Consider the following 22633-nt stretch of genomic DNA (forward strand, 5'->3'; position numbering starts at 1 on the left):
TCGTCCCATCGAGACTGAACCACAGGTCTCATGAGACAGATTTGAACAGCTGAAAGAAGACCTGGTGCATCGCGTCGAAGTGCACCGTTCCGGTGGAGCGGCAGGCCGAGCAGGTGAAGATCCTTACGGACGCCTACGGCCTCCGGGGACCGGAACGCGGTGCGGTGGTCGACGCCGTCCTCGAGCGGCAGGCGCGCAACGCGCGGTTCTGGGCCGAGCTCATGGCCTCGCCCGACACCGCACCGGCCGAGCCCGAGGTGCTGGCTTCGCGGATCGAGTGGAGTCGTAGGGAGTTCGCGTTCACCGCCGCGAACCGGTCGGTGTTCGAGAACGCGTTGGCCTGAGCCGCGTCGACGTGACGGCCCGCCCGTCCGGCCCGATCGCCGCGGGGCGTGCACGCTCACCCGGTGCTGCCGCTGCCGCTCCAGCGCGGTGTAGGTGACGTAGGCCAGGGTGTCGGTGCGCAGCTGACCAGCCGGGAGGCGTAGGCGGATGGTGCGGGCGTCGGCGGTGATGTCGAGCAGGACGGGCCCGGCGGCCGGGCCGAGGGTCCAGCCGCCAGGCAGCATGCGGGTCGCCCGGGCGGCGGCCGTCGGGTCCGCGCCGGCGGGCAGGCGCAGGACGGCGGTGACGTGGCCGGTGGTCACGGCCGCCGTGGTGCTCATGCGGCCGGGGCCTGGTCGAGGTCGGTCAGCAGCTGGTCGAGGGGTTCGATGCGCGGCAGGTAGTGCGCGTTCTCCACCAGGTCCAGGACTCAGTCGGTGCGGGCGAGGACGGTGCGTACAAGGTCGAGGGCCTCGGGCTGGTCGGCGCCTTCGGCGGTGGTGGTCTGCAGCAGGGCGGGCTGGTCGTGCCCCGGCTGAGTGCCATAGCGCGTCGAGATCGCTGGCACGGTGCCCGCCAACTCCATCCCCACCCCGTCATTTCAGCTGGTCAGTGCTGCGAGATCGCCGGTCAGACGGCCCGGACCCGGTTCTTCTTCTGCGGAGGAAGGTGCCCTTCCTCCCAGTAGAGGATCCGATCGGAGACCTTCGTCCAGGCGGCATGCTCGGGCAGATCGGCGGCCTCGACCAAGGCTCGGATCTCTACCGCGTACCGTAGTGCGTCACGGCCCCGGCCGGCCCCGATCGCCGTGCGTACCTGCTCCATGAGCGCGGAGCCCGTGCCGCCGGCGCGCTGCTGGGCGGCGTCCAGAACGGGCAGGACTTCGGGGAGGAACCGCGGGCCGACGAGCAGTTCGTCGGACCACATGTCCAGGCGGATCCGCGTCATCAGCCAGCTGATCAGCATGACACCGGCCACCACGAGGACGCCGTGGACCAGGCCGAGCCACAGGGGAGGCCTGCCGGAGTAGACCCCGAGCACCGTGAAGAGCATCGGCAGGCACACTCCGACGAAGGCCACCATGCCGTAGCGCAGGATCTTCTCCGGCCCTCCGGCGTCCGAGCTGCCGGTCGTCCCGCCGCGCGCCCGGGCGACGGCGACCGCGATGCAGGTGAGTACTCCCAGTCCTCCGATGGTCAGAGCCAGGCTCAGCAGGATCACAGACGTACCTCTTGAGGAACCGGGGTGGTCGCGGACCGAGCGTCAGCGGCGTGTCGCAGTGTAGTGACGGCCACCGACGCTCACGGGGCCGCTGGAGCCATGGGCCCAGTGTGACCGCACCTCGGGGTGGTGAGCAGCAAATTCCAGTTCCGCCTGTGCCTATGGACCCGGCAGCGCGGGCGCGTCTGCTCCGCGTTGATGCGCTGCGCCGGGCAGGGGGCCCGCCGCGATCCGGTGAGGCTGACCAGCCGGTTCGCCGCCTGAGCCGCTGTGGCGGGGAGCCCGCGGCCATCGGTGTCGGAAGAAACGGCTAGATTCGGGGCGTGGACCACCTCGACGCCTCGTCCGCCAGCACAGAACCGCAGTTCTGGCTGCTGGTGGCCGACCAGCTCGCTTACCAGGAATTCCCGGACGCCGACAGGCGCGTTCCGCTGCGCGCTCCCGTCAGCGGCTGGCCGATTCGATGGTTCGCCTGCCCACAGTGTGAGAGCGCGGGGCCCCACACGGTGGCCGGTTGGCTGGGCGAGGAAGGGCGAGTCGTCTGTCACCTGTGCGGGACGCCCTGGGTTCCCGACTACGGTCGTCACGCCGATCAGACCGAGTCCCGGCGCGAACTGCTCAAGCAAGCCGTCGCCACGGCCTATGACCGGGGCTCGACGTTCAGTGGGTCGGGAGAAGCCAACGCGCAGGGGCTACACCTCGAACTGCGTACCCGGCTCTGGGAGCCCACGGCAGCCGACATCGAGTGCGCGCGCCTGCTCCGCACGGAGCTTCGCGCCGCCGTCCGCGCGGGGATCACCGGTCCGGAGCCGGTCTCCCTGTCCATGTACCTCAGCAGTCGGCGGGCGCGCTGGAAGCCGACCCGGTCACCGGACTTCTCCCGCATTTTGGCCGGGGGCGTTGCCGTGCTCGCCGATCCGGAGATGGTCGTCGATTCGATGGCTGACCGCATCCTGACGGCCCTCATGGAGCTCGCGGAGGACCTCGCCGAGTGTCCCCTCCCACCACCGGCTGTTCCCCGGTGGAGGCGTCTCGTAGCCCTCTTGTCCCCCTGGCGCTGACGCTGCGCCGGGGCGAGGCAGGCCTGCCGTGATCCGGTGAGGCGGAACCAGCTGGCCCGCTGTATGCGCCGATGACACGCCACCGGGTGAGGGCGCTTCCCCCTTGCGAGACACGCGCGCCGTGCATGACTCTGAGCCCGACTGAAGGCGCGGTCGACCGCCGCGTGTCGAAAGTCCGGTGTCCCGACTCGGTCGGTTGTACGTCCCGCTCGGTGTGCCGCTTGTAAGTCGCGTTCGGGTGGGCACCTGACGGTCGATTTCAAGATTTTTCGGCGCCCCGGGCGTCGTCGTCCCATCCCGGCGGGGCCGACCGGTCGGACGCGACGTCGCTCACCGTCCTAATACCCCCACCTGCGGTAACGCGGCTTGCCTTGCTAATCGAACATATGAGCTACTGGAGGTGCCGGAAGGGGAGCCGGGACACGAGACGAAGGGACTGGCCGACCGGAGGTGATCAGGTGTTCCCGCACCTCCACACTGCGTCGGGCTACTCGGTGCGCTACGGCGCCTCGCTCCCGGCCGCGCTGGCCGAGCGGGCCGCTGAGCGCGGCGTCACCGAGCTGGCGCTGACCGACCGGGACACCGTCTCCGGCGTGGTGCGGCACGCGAAGGCCTGCGCGGCTGTCGGAGTCCGGCCGCTGTTCGGCGCGGATCTGGCGGTCGGCCTGGTCGAGCCCGCCGCCCCCGCCGGGCGGCGCAGGACCCCGGTCCGCGGCGGGGCCTTCGTGGACGAATCCGCGCCCCGAATCACCTTCCTCGCCCGCGACAAGGCTGGCTGGGCCAACCTGTGCGCGCTGATCAGCCTGGCGTGGGCGGTGCGGGGCGAACGCGGCGGCGGGCAGCCGGTGGTCCCGCTGGAGGTGCTTGCCGACCACACCGAAGGGCTGACGGTGCTGTTGGGCCCCGGCTCCGAGCCCATCCGGGCGCTGGCGGCCGGCCGGCCGGACCGCGCCGAGCAGCTGCTCGCCCCGTGGCGGCAGTGGTTCGGCCCGGCGCTGCGCCTGGAAGCGGTGCACCTGCGCCGTCCCGGCACCGGGCCGGGTTCCCTGCGCCTCGCCGCCCGCACCATGGGCCTGGCCACGGAACTCGACCTGGAGGCGGTACTCACCAACGCCGTCCGCTACGCGAACCCCGGCCAGGGCCCGGTCGCGGACGTCCTGGACGCCGCCCGCCTGCTGCGCCCCGTCCAGCCCGGCGCGGTGTGCGGCGGCGAACGGTGGCTGAAGACTCCGGCCGCGATGGCGCAGCTGGCCGACGAGGTCGCCGAGGCGGCCGGGCAGGGCCCCGGGGGTGGCCGGCGCCTGCTGGCAGTGACCGCCCGTACGGCAGCCGAGTGCCGGCTGGATCCGGCGTCCGACCTTGGGATCGGGGGCGTGCGCTTCCCGGAGGAGGACCGGCTTGGCCTGGTGCCGGGGTCCTCGGCGCGGGTGCTGCGCAAGCGGTGCGAGAGTGCGCTGGCCGAGCGCGGCATGGACCGCGACCGGGAGGCCGTCCGGCGTCTCGCCGAGGAGCTCGAGGTGGCGACCGGCCTGGGCTGGTCGACGTTCTTCCTGACGGTCGCCCGGATCGTCGGAGACTTCAAGGAGGCCGGGGTGCGAGTGTCGGCGCGCGGCTCCGGCGCCGGATCGCTGATCGTGCACCTGCTGGGCATCTCGGCGGTCAACCCGCTCGAACACGGCCTCATGATCATGGAGCGGTTCCTGTCCTTCCGGCGCCGCTCGTTGCCCGACATCGACGTCGACGTGCCCGCCGACCGCCGGATTGCCTGCTACCGGCTCGTGCTGGAGCGATTCGGCACCGAGCGGGTGGCTGCGGTCGCGATGCCGGAGACCTACCGGGTCCGCTGGGCGATCCGCGACGTCGCCCTGGCCACCGGCCTCAGTCCCGAGGAGGCGGGCCGGCTCGCCAAGGCGTTCCCGCACATCCGCGCTCGGGACGCCCGCTCGGCGATGGCCGAGCTGCCGGAGCTGCGTCAGGTCGCCGAGCAGGCCGACCGCTACGGCGACCGGTTCTGGGACCTGGTCGAGGGCCTGGACGCGTTGCCCCGTGGAAGTGCGATGCACCCCTGCGGTCTGCTGCTCTCCGACGACTCCCTGCTGGCCCGCACGCCGGTGCTGCCCACCCCCGGGGACGGCCTGCCCATGTCCGTGTTCGACAAGGAGGACGTGGAGGACTTGGGCTGCTTGAAATTGGACATCCTGGGCAATCGGACCATGCAGGCGATGTCGTACGCACTGTCCGAGATCGAGCGCACCACCGGCCGAACCGTCGACCTGGACGACCCGGCCCAGGTGCCACTGGACGACGAAGCGGCGTTCGCCCTACTGCGTGAGGGAGAGTCCCTCGGCGTCTTCTCCATCGACAGCCCCGGCCAGCGGGATCTGCTCGGCCGCGCCCAGCCGAGGAACTTCCTGGATCTGGTTGTGCAGCTGGCCTTGTTCCGGCCCGGGCCTGTGGCCGCGGACATGATCAGACCATGGCTGGCCGCGCGGCACGGCCGACAGCCGGTCCGCTACCCGCACCCCGACCTGATCCCCGCGTTGTCCCCGACCCTGGGGGTGCTCGTGTTCAACGAGCAGGTGGCGAAGGTGATTTCGACCTTGACACGAACGGATCTGGCGATGGGAGAGGAGGCCCGCCGGGCGCTCAGCCGCCCAGAGCGCCTGCCCGCCCTGGAGACCTGGTTCCGCACCCGCGCCGCGAAGGCCGGCTACGACCAGCGGGTCATCGACACGACCTTCGAGCAGCTCAAGGGCATGGGAGCTTACGGGTTTCCTGCCTCTCACAGCGCCGCGTTCGCCGTCATCACCCTTCAAAGTGCCTGGCTGAAGGCGCACTTCGGCCCTCACTTCTACGCGGGGATCATGCAGGCGGAGCCGGGGATGTACCCGCTGCGCCTGCTGCTGGCCGACGCCCGCCGCCACGGCGTACCGGTGCTGCCGGTGTGCGTCGAGGCCTCGGAGGCCGGCTACCGGGTCGAGACCGGCCCGGACGGCCGGGACGGACTGCGGATCGCGCTGGCCGCGGTGAAGGGCATCACGGCGGAGGAGATCGACCGGATCACCGCAAGCCGCCCGTTCGCCTCGGTCCCGGACTTGTGGGAGCGGGCCCGCCCGTCCCTGCCCACCGCCCAGCACCTCGCCCGGATCGGGGCGCTGGCCGCGGTGCCCGGCGGCACCCGGCCGCGCCGCGACCTGCTGCTGCTCCTGGACGAGCTCCACCACGGCCGCCGCACGGCAGCGGTACCGGACCAGCTCGCCCTGCCCGCTCCCGCCGAGGCCTGCGCCCCGACCGGCCTGCCCGCCATGACCCCCCGCCAGGAGCTCGACGCCGAGCTGGAGGTCATCGGCCTGGACGTCTCCCGGCACCTGATGGCCGAGCACCACGCGCTGCTCGCCGAGCTCGGTGTCACCCCTTCCACCGGGCTGCGCGACGTCGAGGGCGGGGAGACAGTGCTGGTGGCCGGCGCGAAGGTGGCGATCCAGACGCCGCCGCAGAAGTCCGGCAAGCGCACGATCTTCCTGACCTTGGACGACGGGGCCGGCGGACCGCCGGTCGACCTGGCGTTCTTCTCCGGTCCGGACGCGGAGGCCGCTGCGCACACGCTGTTCCACTCCTGGTTGCTGGTGGTGCGCGGGCAGCTGCAGCACCGGGGCCGCTCCCTGTCGGTGGTGGGGCACCGGGCCTGGGACCTCGCAGAACTCGCCCGGGTACGAGCCGAGGGCGGCACCGCCGCGGTCCGCGCCCTCCTTGCCACATCGGGGTCCGAGCACGGCGACGCCCGCCACGACGACCAGGGCACCGGCGGAGGCCCAGGCGGCGCCGGCCGGATGTGGCACGCCTCGCCGGGCTCGGCCGGGTGAGCGCCGTGGACACCACCAGCAGCGCGGGCCAGGTGACAGTGCTGCACCTGCGCTGCCACCGGCCCAGCTTCGAGACCTACCGACAGGTCTTCACAGTCCTCGGCGACGTCACCCCCGTCGTCCAGGCCCTCCCGCCCGACAGCGCCCTGCTGCAACTCGCTGGCGCCGTTCGCTACTTCGGGCAGTCCCCGGCCGAACTGGCCGACGTCCTGCAGACCCGCCTGGCAGGCCGGCTCGGCCTCATCACCACCGGCGGTCTCGGCGCCAACCGGCTCTACGCCACGCTCGCTGCCGACACCGCCCGCCCCGGCACCGTCCAGGCCCTGCCCGAGGACCCGGCCGCGGCCCTCGCCTTCCTGCACCGGCAGGACCTCCGGCTGCTGCCCGGCGTCGGCCCCGCCCTGGAGAAGAAGTTCCGCCGCTACGGGATCGACACCATCGGCGAACTCGCCGCCGTCCCGGTGGCCACCGTGCAGCGCATCGCCGGCGCCAGCACCGGCCGCCTGCTGACCGAACGCGCTACCGGCACCGACCGCCGCACCGTCACCCCGGCCGGACCGCCGGCCACCATCGCCTCCACCCGCCGATTCGACCGCGACGTCCTCGACCCCGCCGAGATTCGCCGCGCCCTCCTCCACCTCGCTCTCGACCTCGGCGCCCGGCTGCGGGCCGCCGGGCAGAGCGCCCGCACCGTCGAGCTCCAGGTGACCTACGTGGACCGCTCGGCCACCACCAGGTCCAGGACGCTCCCGGAGACCACCAGCCACAGCCCCGTCCTGCGCGACACGCTGTACGCCCTGTTCGGTGGGCTGGGGCTGGAACGGGCCCGGATCCGGGCGATCACCGCCCGGATCGGGGGCCTGGTCACCGCGAGCCGTGCCAGCGGGGTGCAGCTGAGTTTCGACACGGTCACCGAAGCTGCCCGCGCTCTGGAGCCCGTCCTCGACCGGGCCGCGGCCCGGTTCGGGAGCGGCGCAGTTGCCCCCGCCGCACTGTCCGCCACCCGAGGTCGCCCCGGCTGGACAGCGGGGGCGAACCGGAGGCAGACCCGGTGACCCGGCCCGACCGGGGCAGGTCGGGTTGCCAACGCCTCTGTCGGCTGGCGGTGCTACGGCCTTGCGGCCTCGAGTGCCGGCCGGGCCGATGGTCCACCGGTCGCCCGGCAGCCGTACGAAGGCGCGGTGGGCCGCCATCGGCGGCTGTCACTGCCGAGCGAGCGGCACCGACACGCTGCGCAGGGGCGGATCAGGCGCGCCGTGACCCGGTGAGGCGGACCAACCAGCCGGCCCGTCGCCTGCGCCGCTTGGGCAGGTGGGCCAGGACAGCGTGTGCCGGGCGGACGCCAGGTGCTGGGCGGGCGGTGGGCGCGGTGGCTTCGGCCGACGCTGCGGGGAGCTGGAGATCAGGGTGGACGACGAGGAGGTGCTCGTCGGCGTAGGCGGTGCGCAGCCCGGCATCGGCGAGGAAGCCCTGCAGGATCAGATTGTTCACCGTGCGGGTGCTGGGCGCGCCGTCGCGGGTGCGGCAGACGTTGACGGCCAGGACGCCGCCGGGCAGCGGGTGCTGCTCGGTGGGTTGCCAGGCCACCGCCACGGCTAGACTGCGGGGGCCGAGCCGGAGCACCGCCCCGGGGCGTCCGTCCCCGGCCTGGACGATGTCGATGCCGACGGCCGCGAGAGCATCGGCCGTTGTGTTCCACAGCGCCCGGTCGTCGTCGCCGGGTTCGCCGGTGGCGGGGGAGAGGGGCTGTGCAGGCTGATCGCCAGAGTGGTGCGTGTGCATCCTTTGACTCTATAGCGCCACCTGCTGGGCGCCCGGGGGCAGGACGGGCAGTGGCCAGGCCGGGTCCGGGGCCCAGGCGGGCCACGGGAAGCCGAAGGGACCGCGCCGCTCCTGCAACAGGCCGATGGCGTGCTCGCGGGCGTGGTCGACGGCCCGGTGGTCAGCCTCGGTGACCAGGCCGAGGCGGCGGCCGTGGGCGTACTCGTCCTCGTCCTTCCACCGCCAGGAGGACAGGTCGGGATCGACCACCAGGTCGACGAGCAGGTCCAAGGTGTCGATCCCGATCCGGGTCCGCACCGCGGGCCGCTCGAAGTTGACGTAGAGGCGCAGCGGCTCGCCCGCCGGGGACTGGAAGTGGTGCAGGGAGAACCAGCTGCCGGTCTCGAAACGCGAGCGCAGAACAGTGTCGCGCCAGGCCCAGGGCTCCAACTCCCATGAACCTGAAGCGAGATGCTCCAGCCCGTCCTTGCGGGAGGAGTCGTCGCCGGTGCGCAGCGCCGTCGTCCACGTGGTGGGGGCCAGAGCTCGGATGCCGGGCCAGTAGCCGATCTCCAGCAGGCTGCCGCTGTCGGAGAGGGCCCGATGGGGCTGGGCGGACCAGACCCTGCCGAGGTGGACGTCCCGGCGCACCACCGTGGTGCCGCAGGCGAAGGGGGCCGGGGCTGCCGGGGCGGCGGCCGTCACGGTGCTCCCCACGTCGGGCAGGAGGGTTCGTGCCAGGTGGTGCGTATGACCATGCCGCCCGGGGAGAGGTGCTCGCTGGACCGGGTCCGGCAGCATCCGGCCCGGTGCAGAGTGGGCGCGGTGTCCTGCCTTGGCGGTCGGGCGGCGGCTGGCTGCCGGCGGCGGCGGGTGGAGGTCGTCATGACGGATGCTGTGCCCGCCATGTACGGGTGCCTAACCCGGCTTTCGCCCGGACGGAGGAGCGTGCGCGTCCTGGGCGGTCACCAGGCGCGCCGTGCGGCCGGCGGCCGGTAGTCCTCCCACAGCCCGGCCTGGCCGGCGCCCCGCCGGTAACGCACCCCGCTCAGGCCGATGATCCGGTGCTGCGCCACGGCGAGGGCGCGGTGGCCATCCACCGGGCGGAAGCGCAGGACGCCGCGACGGGGATCCCAGTCCTCGGGGTTGCCGAACAGAGTGTGCACTGCGGGCGCGTCGGCGGGGCCGGACTCTACGTGCAGGCGCAGCGGCTCCCAGCCCCGGCAGTGGGGCAGCAGCGTTGTCAGCTGCTGGCAGGCCGGCCCGTCGCCTGTGTCGTCGGGCACCCACGTCCACACTCCGTCGGTGAACGCTCGGATCCAGTCCCACCGGGACTCCTCCTGGCGCTTGTCCGCCCAGTGCAGCTGCTCCTGATTGCCGCGTGCCGCACGCTCCGCCGCACGCGCAGCCCGGACGGCGGCGGTGGGTTCGGCGGCGGGCCCGTCTGCCGCGGCGTCCAGCGGCAGGTAGGGGTAGGCGGTGCGCAGCAGGGCGAGGGCGGCCGGGTCGGGACCAGCACTGGGGGAGTGCTCGGTGGCTTCGCCCGCGCCGGCCACGGCCTCGCCCGCGGTGATCCGGCCGAGCTGGTGGCGGGCGTGCTCCAGGGCGTGGTCGACGGCGTACCGGGGTGCGGAGAGCACGACGGCGTAGCGGGGCTCGCGATGGTAGGGATCGCGCGGGTCGGCGGCCAAGTGATCTGGGACGGCCGGGCCGACCTGCGCGAACTGGGCGAGGTAGGCGAGTTCCTCGTCGCCGTGCCGGGTCAGAGGCCAGTCCCGGACGAGCAGCAGGACGCGTTCGTCCGACCCCATCGCGCTGGGTGCCAGGGCGGTCTCCAGCAGGGTGCACCATGCGGTGACCGTCTGCCGCCACCAGGCCTGCAGCACCGCATCACCCCAGGCGGCCGGGGTCGGAAAGTCGCCGACCGGGACCAGCGGCGGGTCGGGCAGGACGGTGACGTCCCGCACCCGGGTCCGCTTCCACGTCTTCGCCGCCATGGTCAGGGTGAAGTCGAGGGCATCCTGTGGGTCGCGGCCCTGGCGGCGGGCCGCGCTCCAGGCGGTGCGCACCAGCGGCCACAGCGAGACGTGGTCGCAGTAGTAGCGGCGCTCCCGGCCGAGGGCGGCGTCCAGCGCGTTGGAGGTCGCGAAGACGGACCGGTCCTGCTCCACCATGTCGCAGGCCCGGCTGACGGCGGCGGTGGTGTCCGCGGCGGGCGCGGCGGCCTGGTAGGCGGCCAGGGCCAGGTTGGAGCGCTCCACGCAGGCGGTCCAGGCCCGCAGCGCCGTCCACGCCTGGTCACCGACCTCGGCGTCGTCGAGCCAGGGCTTGAGCAGCGCACGAACCGAGTCGTCGTCGTGGTGCGCGGCCTCGGCCAGAGCACGGGCGTACCCGGGCCACGTCCGGGGCCCGGTGGAGGCGGCCAAGGCCCGGGCCCGCCCGTCGGCCGCGACGATCGCCGTCGCGGCCTCCCACAGGCCGCGTACCGCTTCCGGGAGGGCGGCGACGGGGGAGCACTTCGCGCACACGTCAGCCTGGGTGGCCAGGAACGGCATGGAGGTGGCCGTCTCCAGGTCTTGGGCGTGATGGCAACCGTGCCAGCGTTCCTCGCACGGGCGCACGACGTGCCACTTCCCGCTGCCGCGCCGTGCCAGCGGGACCGTCGCGGACACGAGCACGGGCAGGTCCACACCGGCCCGCTCCAGCGCCGCCAGGTCCACCGCCGGGCCGCCGTACGCGTTCCTCATGTCCGCACCGCCCCGGCGGTCAGCGCCCGGTGGTCGCGGTCCGCGCGCAAGGCCTCGAGCACGGCGGCCCGGGCCGCCCACCCGGCGGGCGGTTCGGGCTCAATGACGGCATCGCCGTCCCAGCGCGGCCCGGGCACGTACAGGGCGTCGAGCTTGTCGCGCAGAGTGCGCTCATCGTCCTCGACGACGCGGACCGGATCGCTCCACACGCTGCCGTCCGCCCCGACGACGTCGACCAGGCCGTGCTGCAGCAGGTGGTTGAGGCGGACCGTCCACCACCTGCTGTCCTGATGGCGCGATCGGTCGGCGCGGCGGGCGAGGTCCACGGCCGACAGCGCCCCGGCGGCGCGGATGTCGGCCAGCAGATCACGGTGGACGTCGGTGAGCCTGGGCAGCGGGCGACGCTTCGGCCTGCCCTTCGGCGCGGGCAGGGGCACGCTCGCCACCTGGTGGAGGCGGACCGTGAAGCCGGTCAGGCAGGCGTCCTCGTACCGGGCCCGCCACCAGCCCTCGCGCTCCGCCCGGTCGGCGAGCTCCAGCAGCCCCGGGCACACGTCGCACAGCCGCAACTCCACCGACCGCTGCTCCCCTTCTCGGCCGCGCTCCCGCTCATGCCACCAACAGCCTTCCGTGGCACGGGAGTTGCCGCATAGGGCGCAGCCGGCCGGGTGGTAGGGCTCGGCGGTGAGGCGCTCCAGGGTCTCGTGCACCGCCCCGTACAGCGACAGCGAGCCGAGGAACCCGCCCTGGCCACCGCGTCCGAGCACCAGGCAGGCCTCGCACAAGGCGATGGGGGAGCGGTCGATCGACATGCCCGTGACCGCGACCCGGACGGACGGCACCGAGCGCCGGCACCAGGAGCACCCGTCGACCGGCGCCGGTTCGGCGGGCCGCTCGTAGGCCGGCGTCGGGACGGCGTCCACGGTCAGGTCCCGCTTCTCCCGGAACAGCACCGTCCCGCATTCCAGACCCTCGGGGCAGGTGAACAGCCGCAACACCTTGCCGCGACCGCCCAACGCGAGGCGCGTGCGCCAGTGCCCGTAGCCGAACATGTCCCGCACCCGGCCGCGCTCGCCCCGGTCCCGCGCGTCGTCCTCCAGCCGCCGCTGCGCCTTGGCCTGCTCGGCCGGGTCGACCAGGCGGGGGCGCAGCCGCACCGCGAGGTCGACGTGCAGCAACTCCTGCCGGTCCGGGTCCGCGAGCTGCCCGACGGCCCGGATCTCCTGCACCCACCACAGGAACTCGTCCGGGTTGTCGTTGATCGCGGCGGCGCCCTCGAGCACCTTGGCCACCAGGGCGTCGGCGGCGCGGCGGGTGGAGGGCCTGCGCCCGGTGGCGTAGGCGAGCACGTGCCCGGACTCGGTGAGCTCCCAGGTTCGCCAGTCGCGGCCGTAGTCCTCCGGCGGATCCTCGTCGAGGCCCGGACCGGTCAGCAGGCCGGCGCCGACCAGGGAGTCGAGGAACGCCACGGCGGTCGGCTCGTCGGCGTCCAGAATGCGGGCGGCCTCGTTCGCCCGAATGCCACGGGAGTCCGCGCGGTGCAGCAGGTCGCGGGTGGCGCGCAGCGGCCGGCCGCAGAAGGCGGCCTGGAGGTCGACGGCCAAGGCGCCCTCATAGGTGCCCAGGCCGCCCAGCGGAGCAAGGCCGGGACGGTCCTCGTGCGCACCTCGCCCGCGCAGCTCGGCCAGGAGCGCGACCTCGTCGGTCGACAGATGGCTGCCCGACAGAAATCCAGTGGGACTGCCAGCACGCACGTTGAACCCCAACCCCTCGACCTCGACTGCCCCGATCATGCCGTACCGCAGCCGCCCCCGGGCCTGGCCAGCCGTGATTCACCCCCGGTTGACGGACCACCGATTCGAACGAACGCGCTGGTATTAAGGGGAAGGGGAAATGAGTCGGCCCGCGTTCCCGGGCCGGTTACCGTGTCCACCATGAGCACGACCTCGCCGTCCGCCGCCCCGGTCCCGCTGCACATCGCCATCGAAGCGCCGCCGCCACCTGCGCCCTTCGCTCCCACGGTGATCGGCTCGGCCGCCGGCCAGCACAACCGGCCCTCCCCGGCCCCGAAGCCCACCGGGCCCGACTGGGCGGCGCTCGGCATCGAGCCGCGCTGGAAGGACCAGGAGACGAGCGACTGCGCAGCGATCCTCTCCCCCGTCCTCGGGCCCGCGACCGGCGCCGAGGAGTACACCCGGTACGCCGCGGGTGCCCAGCGGCGCGGCGAGAGCGTGCTCGTCGTGGCCTGCACCGGCGCGGGCGAGCGCAGCTACAACGTCTTCTCGGGCACGGTCGCCCCCGGCATCCACCTGCCCGGCGCCTACGGCCAGATCACCGCAAACCCGCTCCCCAACGGGGTGCGCCCCGAGCTCGCCGACAACCTGGACCACGCCGAACACGAACTGGGCGCCCGGCTGCTCAACAGCCCCCCGAACACCTGGTTCGGCCTGAAGCTCCTACAGGCGATCACGCACTCGGGGCGGGCCGGGAGCGCGGTGATCGCACCGAAGCCGAAGGAGGCGGTGCTGCGCCCAATCCTGGTCGACGGCCTCGGCAACCCGATCGCGGGGGTATGGGTGCCGGCCGACAGGAGTGCCCGCTGGTTCGTCGTCCCGCACGGCACCGACCAGAGGCTGCTGGCGGAGTGGGTGGTCCAGCACGCGCTGCCCGCGTACGTGCCCGGCGCGCTGACCCGCGCCCGCTCGACCCTGGTGCGCGACCCGGCGTTCGCCACCGACGCCGAGACGCGCCTGATCGAGGCGATCGCCCAGGAACGGCGCGACCACGAGGAACGGCAAGCCGAGCTGCAGCAGGAGCTCGCGGCGCTGCAGGCCGTGGCCGACCCGCTGCGCGACGGCCTGCTGTTCGGTACCGGCCGCCAGTTGGAGGACGCGGTGCAGGACGTCCTCGTGGCGGCGGGTGCCACGGTGACCCGCCTGGACGACGTCTACGGCCCCGAGTCGGCGGACCTGCTGGCCGAGTACTGCGGCCTCCGACGCCTGGTCGAGGTGAAGTCTGCAGGCAATCGGCCGCCGCAGAACCTCCCCGACAAGCTCCTCAAGCACCTGGCCACCTGGCCGAACCTGGACGGGGCCGAGCCGGTCGACGGCGGCGTCCTGGTCGTCAACCACCAGATCAAGCTGCCGCCCGCCCGGCGGGATGCCGAGGTCTACACCGACCGGGCGTTCGCCGACGCGCTGACCATGCCGGTGATCGGCAGTACCCGCCTGTTCGAGTGGTGGCGGCGGGAGGACTGGGAGTCCGTGCGGCACGCCGTCTTCGGCGACACCACCGAGGTGCGGCCGGTCGAGCATGCCCAGATGCGGCTGACGGAGCCCACCGAGCCGGGCGCCGGGCCGATCCCGGCTCGACCCGGCCTGCTCGCGCGCTGGCGCCGATAGCCGTCAGCCCTGCTCCCAGGACCGCGGCGAGCCAGTGGCCGACGGCTGCGGCGTGGAGTTGGTGCCCACCAGCCCGTTCGCCGTGGACGAGGAGACCGATGTCCTGGATGCAGCGGAGGAGGCGTTGGGCGCCGCCAACGACGGCGACGGGGCCGACTACGTGATGTTCGGGCAGCAGCCGTCCTTCACCCTCGACGGCGTCGGTGTGTCCCTCAAGAGCTACTGGGGCCCCAACTCCCTCACCACGTGGCTCCGCTCCTTCGCGCACGCCCTGGAACAGCGCGGGTTCACCGGCCGGCTCACCGCCACCTCGCTCGTGGGGCCGCCGCGGTGGCTGTGGCACGACTACACCCCCCGCGCCGGGGCATTCATCGCCCTGGACCGCCCCCTCACCGACGCGGACCACACCGCCCGCTGGTGCGCCGAGACCGCCGACTGGGCCCGGCACGGGGGCAGCCACGCCCTCCTCCACGCCGGACCGGTGCTCCAGCACGACACCACGGACCAGGTCCCGCAGCATCTCGCCCGGACCCTGCGCACCGCCGGCCACGGCATCCTCACCTACATCGACCCCACAACCCCCCGGGCCGCCAGGGTGCGAGTGCAGCAGGACGACCTGGCCGTCTTCCAGAGCTACGACCCGGCCGCGCCGACCGCCGCTCTGGTGGCCCGAGCCCGGGACGCGATCGTGGCCAACGCCGCCCGCACCCGGCTCGCGTTCGCCACCATGACCCCGATGTGGTCCTACGGCTGGGAGCAGACCGGCCGCCAGCCACCGGCCGTCGCCCCTCACGAGGTCCGCCACAACCACCCGCTCTGGGAGCGCCGCCTCCCCGATGTCCACGCCCTGCAGTTGCGCACCCGGGCCCACCTGGACCACGTGCAGGACCTGGCCGGCTGGACCGTCACCGAGGTCGGCTCCGGCCGCTACCTCGTCGAAGCGGACGACCTCGCGGCCTGGTGCGGGCCGGGCGGGCCGCCGGAGGACGTTCTCGCACAGGCTCGCGCGGCCTTCGGCGCCGTGCTCGCGACGTCGGACGACCTGCAGTGAACCCGGCCCTCGCGCTGGTGTGCGAGGAAGTCGGCATCAACTGGGAGCCCGTGCCTCACCCGGACGGAGAACTGCACCTGGCCGGGGCCCTCGCCCGGATCGAGGCTCGCCGCGCCCTGCAGAGCTAGCACCAGCGGCCCGGGCCCACCTCGTGCCGATCCGGAAATGTCCAGGGTCTTTGACACCGATGTCAAAGACCCTGGACATCCTGGCCACCAGATGTTCCCGCTGCCGGTACACGGCGACAGCAGCGAGGCCACGAAGCAGCGGCGTCCACGGCTGTGCAGGCGGATCGAGTTGATCGCCCGTAACCGGCGGCCACTATCGACGTCCGCGAGGGCGGTGCACCGCGCCCACCGCACCGCTGTGCTGTCACCCGGCCGCTGGCCAGCGCCACCGCCCCGCGCCTCGGTGTGCGGTCCTGGGCGATACGACAAGGCCGCACATCGCCATGCCAAAATGGCATATGGTGAATCCGAAACGGTATACACACTGGGGTCTATGGCCAGTCATCCGAGCCCGAGCACCGCGATCTCCGCGAGCTCCCTGATCGCGCGAGCCAGACTCGGCAGCACCGACCTCAGCCAGACCGATCTTGCCGCTGCCAGCGGGATCGGCCAAGCCGCACTCAGCCGCTACGAGCTCGGCCGCCGAGAGCCCTCCTTCGAGGCCCTCCAGCAGATCATCGGCCGCACCGACTTCCGGCTGGAGGTCACTTTGCGCCCGGAACCGCGCGCTGCGAGCCAGCTCGACGGCCTGCTAAGGGACAGCGCCCTGCGCTTCACCGACCTTGGCGACCACCTCAAGCGCTGCCTGCCCACCGACCTGAAAGCAGATGCCGGCCACCGACCGTGCTCCGCGACGGACGGACCCCGCCTCGGCGATGCTCTGTTCCACCTCTACGAGATCCAGGGCCTCGCCCGTGACACGCATCGCCCCGAAACCCGGCTCCGGCTGGCTTTCGACGAACACGGCAACTCCCGCGACCACCACCTTGTCCGAGAGATGAGCCTGGTCGGCATCGGAGCCGACCAGGCGGCGAGGCAGCTCGCCCACGCCATCCATACCACCACCGCCACAACGAAGAGCAGAGGAACCAAGGGCAACGACGAGGAACCACGCGTGGCCGGCGACACCTGGGCGTACGTCCTGTGCTGCCTTCGCGCGGAGGAAGCGATCTGCCGCGACCACGCCGACCGCCTGCGCCAAGCCGTCGCCGCCGACCGCATCCGCGCCAACGCCACCCGCAGACTCCACGACGCCGAACGCATGGCCCGCGACCCCGACTGGGCCGACAGCGACCACCACGTCGACCAGGCCCGCGCCGACCTCGACAGCGCGATCCGCCGCTGCGCCGCGCTCAGCTTCCACGGCGGCTCACCCGAGGTCGGGCAAGCCGGGGAGCGACAGCTCGCCGTCGAGCTGGACCAACTCGCCGAGCAGGCCCGGGTGCTCTTCGACCGCCTCGCCACCGAACCCGCCTTCATCGACTGGCGCACCCGCACCGCCGCAGACGACCCGCTGTACGACGCGTGGCTCGATGGGGAACTGCGGGCCGCGTTCGTACCCCCACGGCTCCTCCCGGACAAGGCCGCCTTCTACCAGGTCTACCCCGGTCTTCAGCAGACCCGGCTCGACGAGCTCCGGCGGGGCGAGGGCGGGCCGGCGCCCTTTGGAAGCGACGAGTGCCGGGCCCACGACAACAGCGGTCAGGAATGGACGATCACCATTGCCGCCCCTAGCAGCGGCGATCCACGAACCTGGCCGAAGCCGGAGGCCGTGGTGGTGGCCACCAGAGCCCCACACCTGGCCGTCGGCGAGCTGCGGACGCCGGTCTACGTCCTCGCCGAGTACGTCCGTGCGGCCGAGGCCGCCGAGGTCATCACGAGCGTCAAGAGTCCGCGGACCCTGACCGGCCTCGCCGCCCGGCTTCTTACCCTCACGACCACGACAGAGGCCCTCCGGTGAGCCGGCCACCCCTTCCGCCCGCCGGTACGGCCCGCTTCATCGGCGCTCCCGAACCCGAACGCCGTGCGGCCGGCCTGCCCGGCCACTGCGACGCCTGCGCACTCCCCGGCCACGACGACGCCCATCCCGATCTCGACTGCGCCAACGTCGGGTGCTTGGTCGCCCACAGGCTCGACGAGTCCGGCCGACCGCGGTGCGCTGACTGCGGGTTGGTGATCACCGGCCCGTGCCTGTCGGATCTTCCTCTTCCCGGCGAGGCCGGAACCGACCAGCTCCGGCACTGGCATACCGGCCCGAGCGCCTGTGAGAAGGCCATCCAGGAAGAAGGCGGCAACGCCCGGTAGGCCCAGCAGCCGGCCGCCGCGATGCTGCCGCCTGCCGCACCCGGGCTCCGGCCGGCCGTCTGCTCAACCGCCCGGGGCTCGGCACCGGGTCGCCGGCCGGGCCGGGCAGGGACTCAGGAGCTGTGGTCGCCGTCCGGCCGGGGGGTGACGAGGTCGGCCTGGCCGATCCCGGCTTTCTTGAGTTCCTCCGTGACGATGGGTGCTCCACCCGGGGCGCACCTGGGGATCGCGATCGCCCGCGCGCTCAAGGACGCGATGGACACCCGGGGCATCAGTGCCCGGGAAGCGGCCAGGCAGGCCGGCTTGGGGACGACCCACCCGACCGTCCTCGACACTCTGCAGGGCAAGCGCCTGCCGGCCACGCACACAGTCCTGCTGCTGGAGATCGCGCTGCGCACCCTGCTCTACCCGAGCGAGCTGTACGCGCAGCTGGAAGCAGAAGAGCCCGGCCCCGGCGGCACGGGGGCCTGATCCGGGGCCGGGAGGTCAGGCGCCGAGGCCGACGTGGCTGACGTAGAGGTAGGCGCCCCAGTCGGAGTCGAGCCCGGAGATGATGTCGTCCCAGACCTTCGCCAGCTCGGAGGTGTCCCCGGCCACCATGGCGTCGACCGCGGCACCCCAGACGTAGCGGACCTGGACCTTGCGCACGCGCAGGTTGTCGCGGCGCCTGCTGGGCAGGACCGGTGCCTGGTTGATCGGGTGGATCTCCACCCGCGTGCCCTTGCCGCCGTTGTCCAGGTGCTGCTTGAACGGGCCGGGGTTGGACATGATGTTCGCCGCGCGCAGGTTCCAGTAGGCGGTGTCGATCTTCTCCAGGTTCTCGGGGCGCGGCATCTGCTTGCCCTTGGCCCAGGCCTTGACGGTGTCCGGGACAGCGGTGATGCCAGCCTCGGCCATCGCGGCCGGGCCGCCGCTGACGCTGGTCAGGTAGCGCACGCGGGCCTTCATCCCGCGCCGGGTCGTCACGGGCGACTTGATGCCGCCCTCGACGATCATCCGCTCCAGCGCGTCCTCCAGGGCGGCGCCCAGGGCGATCTTCCCGTGGACGTTGCCCGGATCGCCCGCGGCCCCGTACTTGCCGAAGTTCTTCCATCCGTCGGTCGACACGTTCTCAGGCAGCCTTCTCGTAGTTCTCGGGGACGATGTAGCGCCTCTTGAGCTTCATCTGGGTCGCATCGCGGCCCTCGACGAACGCGCCGCCGGTCTGGCCCGGAAGGCGGCGCCACTCGCCGCCGGTGACGTGGAGCTCGTCGGTGCCCTTGAGCCGCACGATCGTCAGGCCGGACCGGTGGGCGGCCTCGGCCTTGTACCAGAGGTTCGCGAACGCCTGGCTCCTCAGGATGTGCATCCAGTCGGGCCGCCGGAGCTCCCTGTTGAAGGTGGACTCGCCGATCGTGGACACGAACTTGGAGTACATCGCCTTCACGTACTCCTCGCCCACCTCGTCACCGGCGGCGATGAACTCGTCGCGGGCGATGTTCAGGACCCGCCGGAACTTCTCCAGCAGGTTCTCGCTCGCCCCGGAGGTCCACGACTCGGTGATGTGCGGCAGGTCGGCGTAGTAGTCGAGCTTGTGGCAGCGGATCAGCAGCCGCACGGTGGCGTCGTCCAGCAGCACGGCCCCCGGCTCCTGCCGGTTTCCGATCGGGTCGGGCAGGTGCGGGTGCTGCCACAGCGGCCGCTTGGGCAGCAGGTAGATACCCGACCGCTTGGGGTGGAAGCCCCCGTCGGGGTCGTGCTGCAGTGCGCCGATCGGCAGGTGCGTCTTCAGCGCGCTCATGTAGGCGGCGTTGGTGTCGAGCGCGTCGATGGTGACCGGGGCGTCGGCCCGGAGCCCGGACATGAAAGGCCGGTTCGTCCAGTTGTGGCGCCCCTCCCACACCTCGTCGGCGCCGCCCTGGGTCTTCTTCCTCAGGAACTCCAGCCGCTCCGGGTACACGGTGTGCTCGTAGGTCGCTCCGACCCGGGTGGCCTCGAACAGCGCCATGCCATCGGGGATCCCCCGCAGCTTCGCCGCCTCGATCGCCTCCTTGCCCGTGCCGTACTGCTCCTTCACCTCGGCGACAGCGAGACGGATCACGCGAAGGAAGTGGTCGTAGTCACGCCCGCCGTAGCGCCCGCCGTTGGACGACGAGCCCGCGCTCGCCCGGCGGCCGCGGGATCCGGAGGCACCCGGGCTGATCTCCGGCACCGGACGCCAGGCGTCCGGGGAGGTCAGGTCCGTGGGGAAGCCGGATCCGCCACCATCCGCCGTCGGCTCCTCTCCGGCCGCCGGGCCGGATCCACCTGTGGGCTCCTGCTCCGGGGCGGACGGCGGTTCGGCAGCCGCTTCGGCCGATGGCATGGCGGGATGCTCGACAACGGGAACCTGCGCCGGAGCGGGAGCGGCGGCGGGCACGGGGCCGGGGTCGGTCAGGCGGGCGTGAGCGAAGTCCGCCTGCAGGACCACCGTGGCCTGCTCGCCGAGGTCCCGCTCGGCGACGGTCACCCGGATCTGGTCGCCGGCGCCCCGGGTGTGGTGACGTTCGAGAAGCAAGGTGACGTCCGCCGCCAGCGCCCGCAGCAGGGCCGCATCGTCGGTGTCGAGCGCGGCCAGTACCGGGATGCCGTGGGTGCGCGCCAGGTGGGTCAGGGCCTGAACGGCGTCGCGGAGGGCGGGCGGACCGGACAGGGGAAGGCGCGGGTCGCGGGCGGCCTGGAGACGGTCGACGATCACCAGGGCGAGGCCGGGGAAGTCGGCGGCGGTCTCGGTGATGGCGGCGGCGTCCAGGCCGCTCCCGTCGTCGATCAGCAACTGCGCCGAGGACAGGAGCCGGGCGGTCTCGGCGACGGCCCCGCGCTCGGCGTCGTCCAAGGCGCCGGCGCGCAGGCGGCGGTAGTCGACCGGCGTCTGGGCGGCGATCACCCGGGCGGCGACGTCGGCCCGGGTGAGCCCGGAGGCGGCGTAGAGGACGGGGTGCCCGAGGGTGAGGGCGCTGGCGCGGGCGGCCGCGGTGGCGATCAGGCTGGAACCGGTGCCCGGCTCGCCCGCGACCAGGTGGAACCGGCCGGGCTGGAGCCCGCCCAGCACCGAGTCCAGGACCGCGATGCCGGTCGGCAGCCCGGCTGCGGTGACGGCCCGCTCTGCCTCGTCCGCGGTGGCCACGGTGAGCAGGGCTTCGAGCGCGTCGCCCAGGGGAGTGATCCGCCGCCGGCCCGCCGGGGTCGGTGCCACTTCGGCGGCTGAGGCCGCAGCGGTGGCCGACTCGGTGGAGGGGACGGCTGGTGCGGGCACAACCGGGCTCTGCTGCAGCTTATGCGGCTCTGCGGCCGGAGCGGACGCGCCGGTGTCGTCCGCCGGCTCAGGCGGGCCGGCGGGCGGCTGGGGCGTGCCGGGGGCGTCCATCGTGTGGCGCAGGAGCTGCGACTTCAGGCTCGCCAGCGCGGGGCGGTCGAGGACGCCGTCGAGGTGGGTGGTTCCGGTGAGTACCAGTGGGAAGGGGTCTGCGGCCCACAGGGTGTACGCGGCTTCCAGCGCCTCGGTGGGCAGGCGGTGCGCGTCCAGGACGACCACCAGGGGCCAGCGGCGCTTGAGGGCGGCGGCGATGAGGGCCGTGGTGTCGGCGAGCGAGCGCGGGCGAGCCTGGGGCCGGCCGGGGTGCAGTGCGGCGAAGAGCGGGTTCAGCAGCGCCGAGCGGGTCTTTGACGCCTCGGGGGAGACCCGGACGACGGCCGCCGGATCGAGGTGCGCGGTGAGGGCGGCCTGCGCGCTCGCCGGGTCCGGGGAGGTGAGGGCCATCACGGCACGATCGCGGACGACGCCGTGCACCAGCTCGGCGAAGTCGTCCGCGGGCTCGGCCGAGACGGGGGCGGCCGGTTCCGGGGACGCGGTGGCCGGGACCGCGGTGAGGACCGCGACAGTGGCCTTGTGGCGCCGGAGTACCTGGGGCTGACCGGCCGCGGCGTTCTGTACCAGGGTCGCCAGAACCGGGCGTGCTTCGGCGATCCCGTGCACCGGCGCGTCGGCCAGCGCGAGGGCGAGCTCGTCGGCCAGGGCCGGTGAGATGAGCCAGGCGGCGTCCTCGCCGCGTTCGAGGCGAACGGGGCCGCCGGTCGTCTCCCTGATGAGGGCGGGCAACTGCGGTCTCGCGTCGCGCGCCTGGACGGTGCGGACGACCGCGAGCCGCGCGGCCGGGTCCGGACTGGGGGCGTTGGCGGGCACGGTGAGGCCTCCCACGGCGTCAGGGTTCGAGCGGCGGATCCGCCACCGAAGATGTACCGCACACTCTATCAGTGCGGTACATATTTTTTGGGGTCATTGTGCACCGCATCGGGTGGCGACGGGGGCGTGGGATTGACGCCAGCCGTCTGGTGCCCGCGGTGTGTCGCCTCTGTCGGCGTAATGGTCAGTGGGGCTCGTGTGCGGGCAGCTCTGTGCCCGGGGGGCGACATGCGAGACCTGGGAGCGATGCGGGCTTCGTGCCGGTGGCCTGGCAGCATGTCGGTCACTGACTGTCGATCGGAAGAAGTAGCCTCATGAACCGCAGTGAACTGGTGGCCGCCGTCTCGGAGCGCGCCGAGGTGACCCGCAAGGACGCCGACGCCGTTCTGGCCGCCTTCGCCGATATCGTCGGCGACGTCGTCGCCAAGGGCGACGAGAAGGTCACCATCCCCGGCTTCCTGACCTTCGAGCGCACCCACCGTGCCGCCCGCACCGCCCGTAACCCGCAGACCGGCGACCCGATCCAGATCCCGGCCGGCTACAGCGCCAAGGTCAGCGCGGGCTCCAAGCTCAAGGACGCCGCCAAGGGCGCCTGACGTACCCGGGTGTCCGCGGCCCGCCCGGCTGCGGACACCCGCACCGCGGCGCCGGGCGCCAGCAGGTCGCATCGCCCCCGTGCCCTGTCGGACCG

The 22633-nt window shown here is 73.1% G+C and carries 18 protein-coding genes; 10 read left to right on the top strand and 8 right to left on the bottom strand.

Translation table 11 applies throughout. The features are described from left to right. The first annotated feature begins 113 nt into the window (after positions 1-113). Positions 114-344 carry a hypothetical protein gene (locus tag BI06_RS01180; RefSeq protein WP_149030219.1) on the top strand — a complete coding sequence of 77 codons (231 nt, stop codon included), beginning with the start codon at positions 114-116 and terminating at the stop codon, positions 342-344. A gap of 410 nt (positions 345-754) precedes the next feature. On the opposite strand, the gene BI06_RS50160 is transcribed toward BI06_RS01180, so the two are convergent. Both BI06_RS50160 and BI06_RS01185 read right to left on the bottom strand, forming a co-directional pair. Continuing rightward, positions 755-892, bottom strand: coding sequence for a hypothetical protein (locus tag BI06_RS50160; protein ID WP_158516361.1), 138 nt, complete (start codon positions 890-892; stop codon positions 755-757). Positions 893-954: 62 nt separating this feature from the next. Continuing rightward, positions 955-1545 (bottom strand): hypothetical protein, encoded by a 591-nt coding sequence (locus BI06_RS01185; RefSeq protein ID WP_043463886.1) that lies wholly within the window; start codon positions 1543-1545, stop codon positions 955-957. A gap of 323 nt (positions 1546-1868) precedes the next feature. Between BI06_RS01185 and BI06_RS01190 the strand changes: the two genes are divergently transcribed. From BI06_RS01190 to BI06_RS01200, 3 genes are all read left to right on the top strand, one after another. Beyond that, complete coding sequence (locus BI06_RS01190) at positions 1869-2606, top strand: hypothetical protein (RefSeq protein WP_043463889.1); 738 nt, start codon at positions 1869-1871, stop codon at positions 2604-2606. Between the two features lie 458 nt (positions 2607-3064). Further along, positions 3065-6469, top strand: a complete 3405-nt coding sequence (gene dnaE, locus BI06_RS01195) for a DNA polymerase III subunit alpha (RefSeq protein ID WP_043463892.1) — start codon at positions 3065-3067, stop codon at positions 6467-6469. A 5-nt stretch (positions 6470-6474) separates the two neighbouring features. Then, a complete protein-coding gene (locus BI06_RS01200; RefSeq protein ID WP_063794890.1) occupies positions 6475-7524 on the top strand; it encodes a hypothetical protein in 1050 nt (349 codons plus the stop codon). Positions 7525-7714: 190 nt separating this feature from the next. On the opposite strand, the gene BI06_RS01205 is transcribed toward BI06_RS01200, so the two are convergent. The 4 genes from BI06_RS01205 to BI06_RS01220 all read right to left on the bottom strand — a co-directional run bounded on the left by BI06_RS01205 (position 7715) and on the right by BI06_RS01220 (position 12770). Continuing rightward, positions 7715-8251 carry a hypothetical protein gene (locus tag BI06_RS01205; protein ID WP_043463895.1) on the bottom strand — a complete coding sequence of 179 codons (537 nt, stop codon included), beginning with the start codon at positions 8249-8251 and terminating at the stop codon, positions 7715-7717. Between the two features lie 9 nt (positions 8252-8260). Continuing rightward, a complete protein-coding gene (locus tag BI06_RS01210) occupies positions 8261-8947 on the bottom strand; it encodes a DUF402 domain-containing protein (RefSeq protein WP_063794883.1) in 687 nt (228 codons plus the stop codon). Positions 8948-9195: 248 nt separating this feature from the next. Then, positions 9196-10977 carry a hypothetical protein gene (locus tag BI06_RS01215; protein ID WP_043463898.1) on the bottom strand — a complete coding sequence of 594 codons (1782 nt, stop codon included), beginning with the start codon at positions 10975-10977 and terminating at the stop codon, positions 9196-9198. Beyond that, a complete protein-coding gene (locus tag BI06_RS01220; RefSeq protein ID WP_149030220.1) occupies positions 10974-12770 on the bottom strand; it encodes a hypothetical protein in 1797 nt (598 codons plus the stop codon). Before BI06_RS01220 ends, BI06_RS01215 begins: the two co-directional genes overlap by 4 nt. A gap of 141 nt (positions 12771-12911) precedes the next feature. On the opposite strand from BI06_RS01220, the gene BI06_RS01225 reads away from it, so the two are divergent. From BI06_RS01225 to BI06_RS01240, 5 genes are all read left to right on the top strand, one after another. Continuing rightward, positions 12912-14378 (top strand): hypothetical protein, encoded by a 1467-nt coding sequence (locus BI06_RS01225; RefSeq protein WP_051740092.1) that lies wholly within the window; start codon positions 12912-12914, stop codon positions 14376-14378. Between the two features lie 61 nt (positions 14379-14439). Beyond that, entirely contained in the window at positions 14440-15429 is a 990-nt protein-coding gene (locus BI06_RS01230; RefSeq protein WP_149030221.1) for a hypothetical protein, read from the top strand. Further along, a complete protein-coding gene (locus BI06_RS54595) occupies positions 15426-15557 on the top strand; it encodes a hypothetical protein (protein WP_255360173.1) in 132 nt (43 codons plus the stop codon). Before BI06_RS01230 ends, BI06_RS54595 begins: the two co-directional genes overlap by 4 nt. 373 nt (positions 15558-15930) lie before the next feature. Continuing rightward, positions 15931-17397 carry a helix-turn-helix transcriptional regulator gene (locus BI06_RS01235; protein ID WP_051740077.1) on the top strand — a complete coding sequence of 489 codons (1467 nt, stop codon included), beginning with the start codon at positions 15931-15933 and terminating at the stop codon, positions 17395-17397. A 521-nt stretch (positions 17398-17918) separates the two neighbouring features. Continuing rightward, positions 17919-18212, top strand: coding sequence for a hypothetical protein (locus BI06_RS01240; RefSeq protein ID WP_149030222.1), 294 nt, complete (start codon positions 17919-17921; stop codon positions 18210-18212). Between the two features lie 15 nt (positions 18213-18227). On the opposite strand, the gene BI06_RS01245 is transcribed toward BI06_RS01240, so the two are convergent. Both BI06_RS01245 and BI06_RS45775 read right to left on the bottom strand, forming a co-directional pair. Beyond that, positions 18228-18848, bottom strand: coding sequence for a hypothetical protein (locus BI06_RS01245; protein WP_082558177.1), 621 nt, complete (start codon positions 18846-18848; stop codon positions 18228-18230). A 4-nt stretch (positions 18849-18852) separates the two neighbouring features. Then, on the bottom strand, positions 18853-21957 hold the full coding sequence (locus BI06_RS45775) for a DnaB-like helicase C-terminal domain-containing protein (RefSeq protein WP_107113244.1): 3105 nt from the start codon (positions 21955-21957) through the stop codon (positions 18853-18855). A 299-nt stretch (positions 21958-22256) separates the two neighbouring features. Here BI06_RS45775 and BI06_RS01255 point away from each other — a divergent pair, with 299 nt between their 5' ends. Next, positions 22257-22538, top strand: a complete 282-nt coding sequence (locus tag BI06_RS01255) for an HU family DNA-binding protein (protein WP_043463911.1) — start codon at positions 22257-22259, stop codon at positions 22536-22538. The last annotated feature ends 95 nt before the right edge of the window (positions 22539-22633 follow it).

Source organism: Kitasatospora sp. MBT66 (genome assembly GCF_000710405.2).
GTDB lineage: Bacteria > Actinomycetota > Actinomycetes > Streptomycetales > Streptomycetaceae > Kitasatospora > Kitasatospora purpeofusca.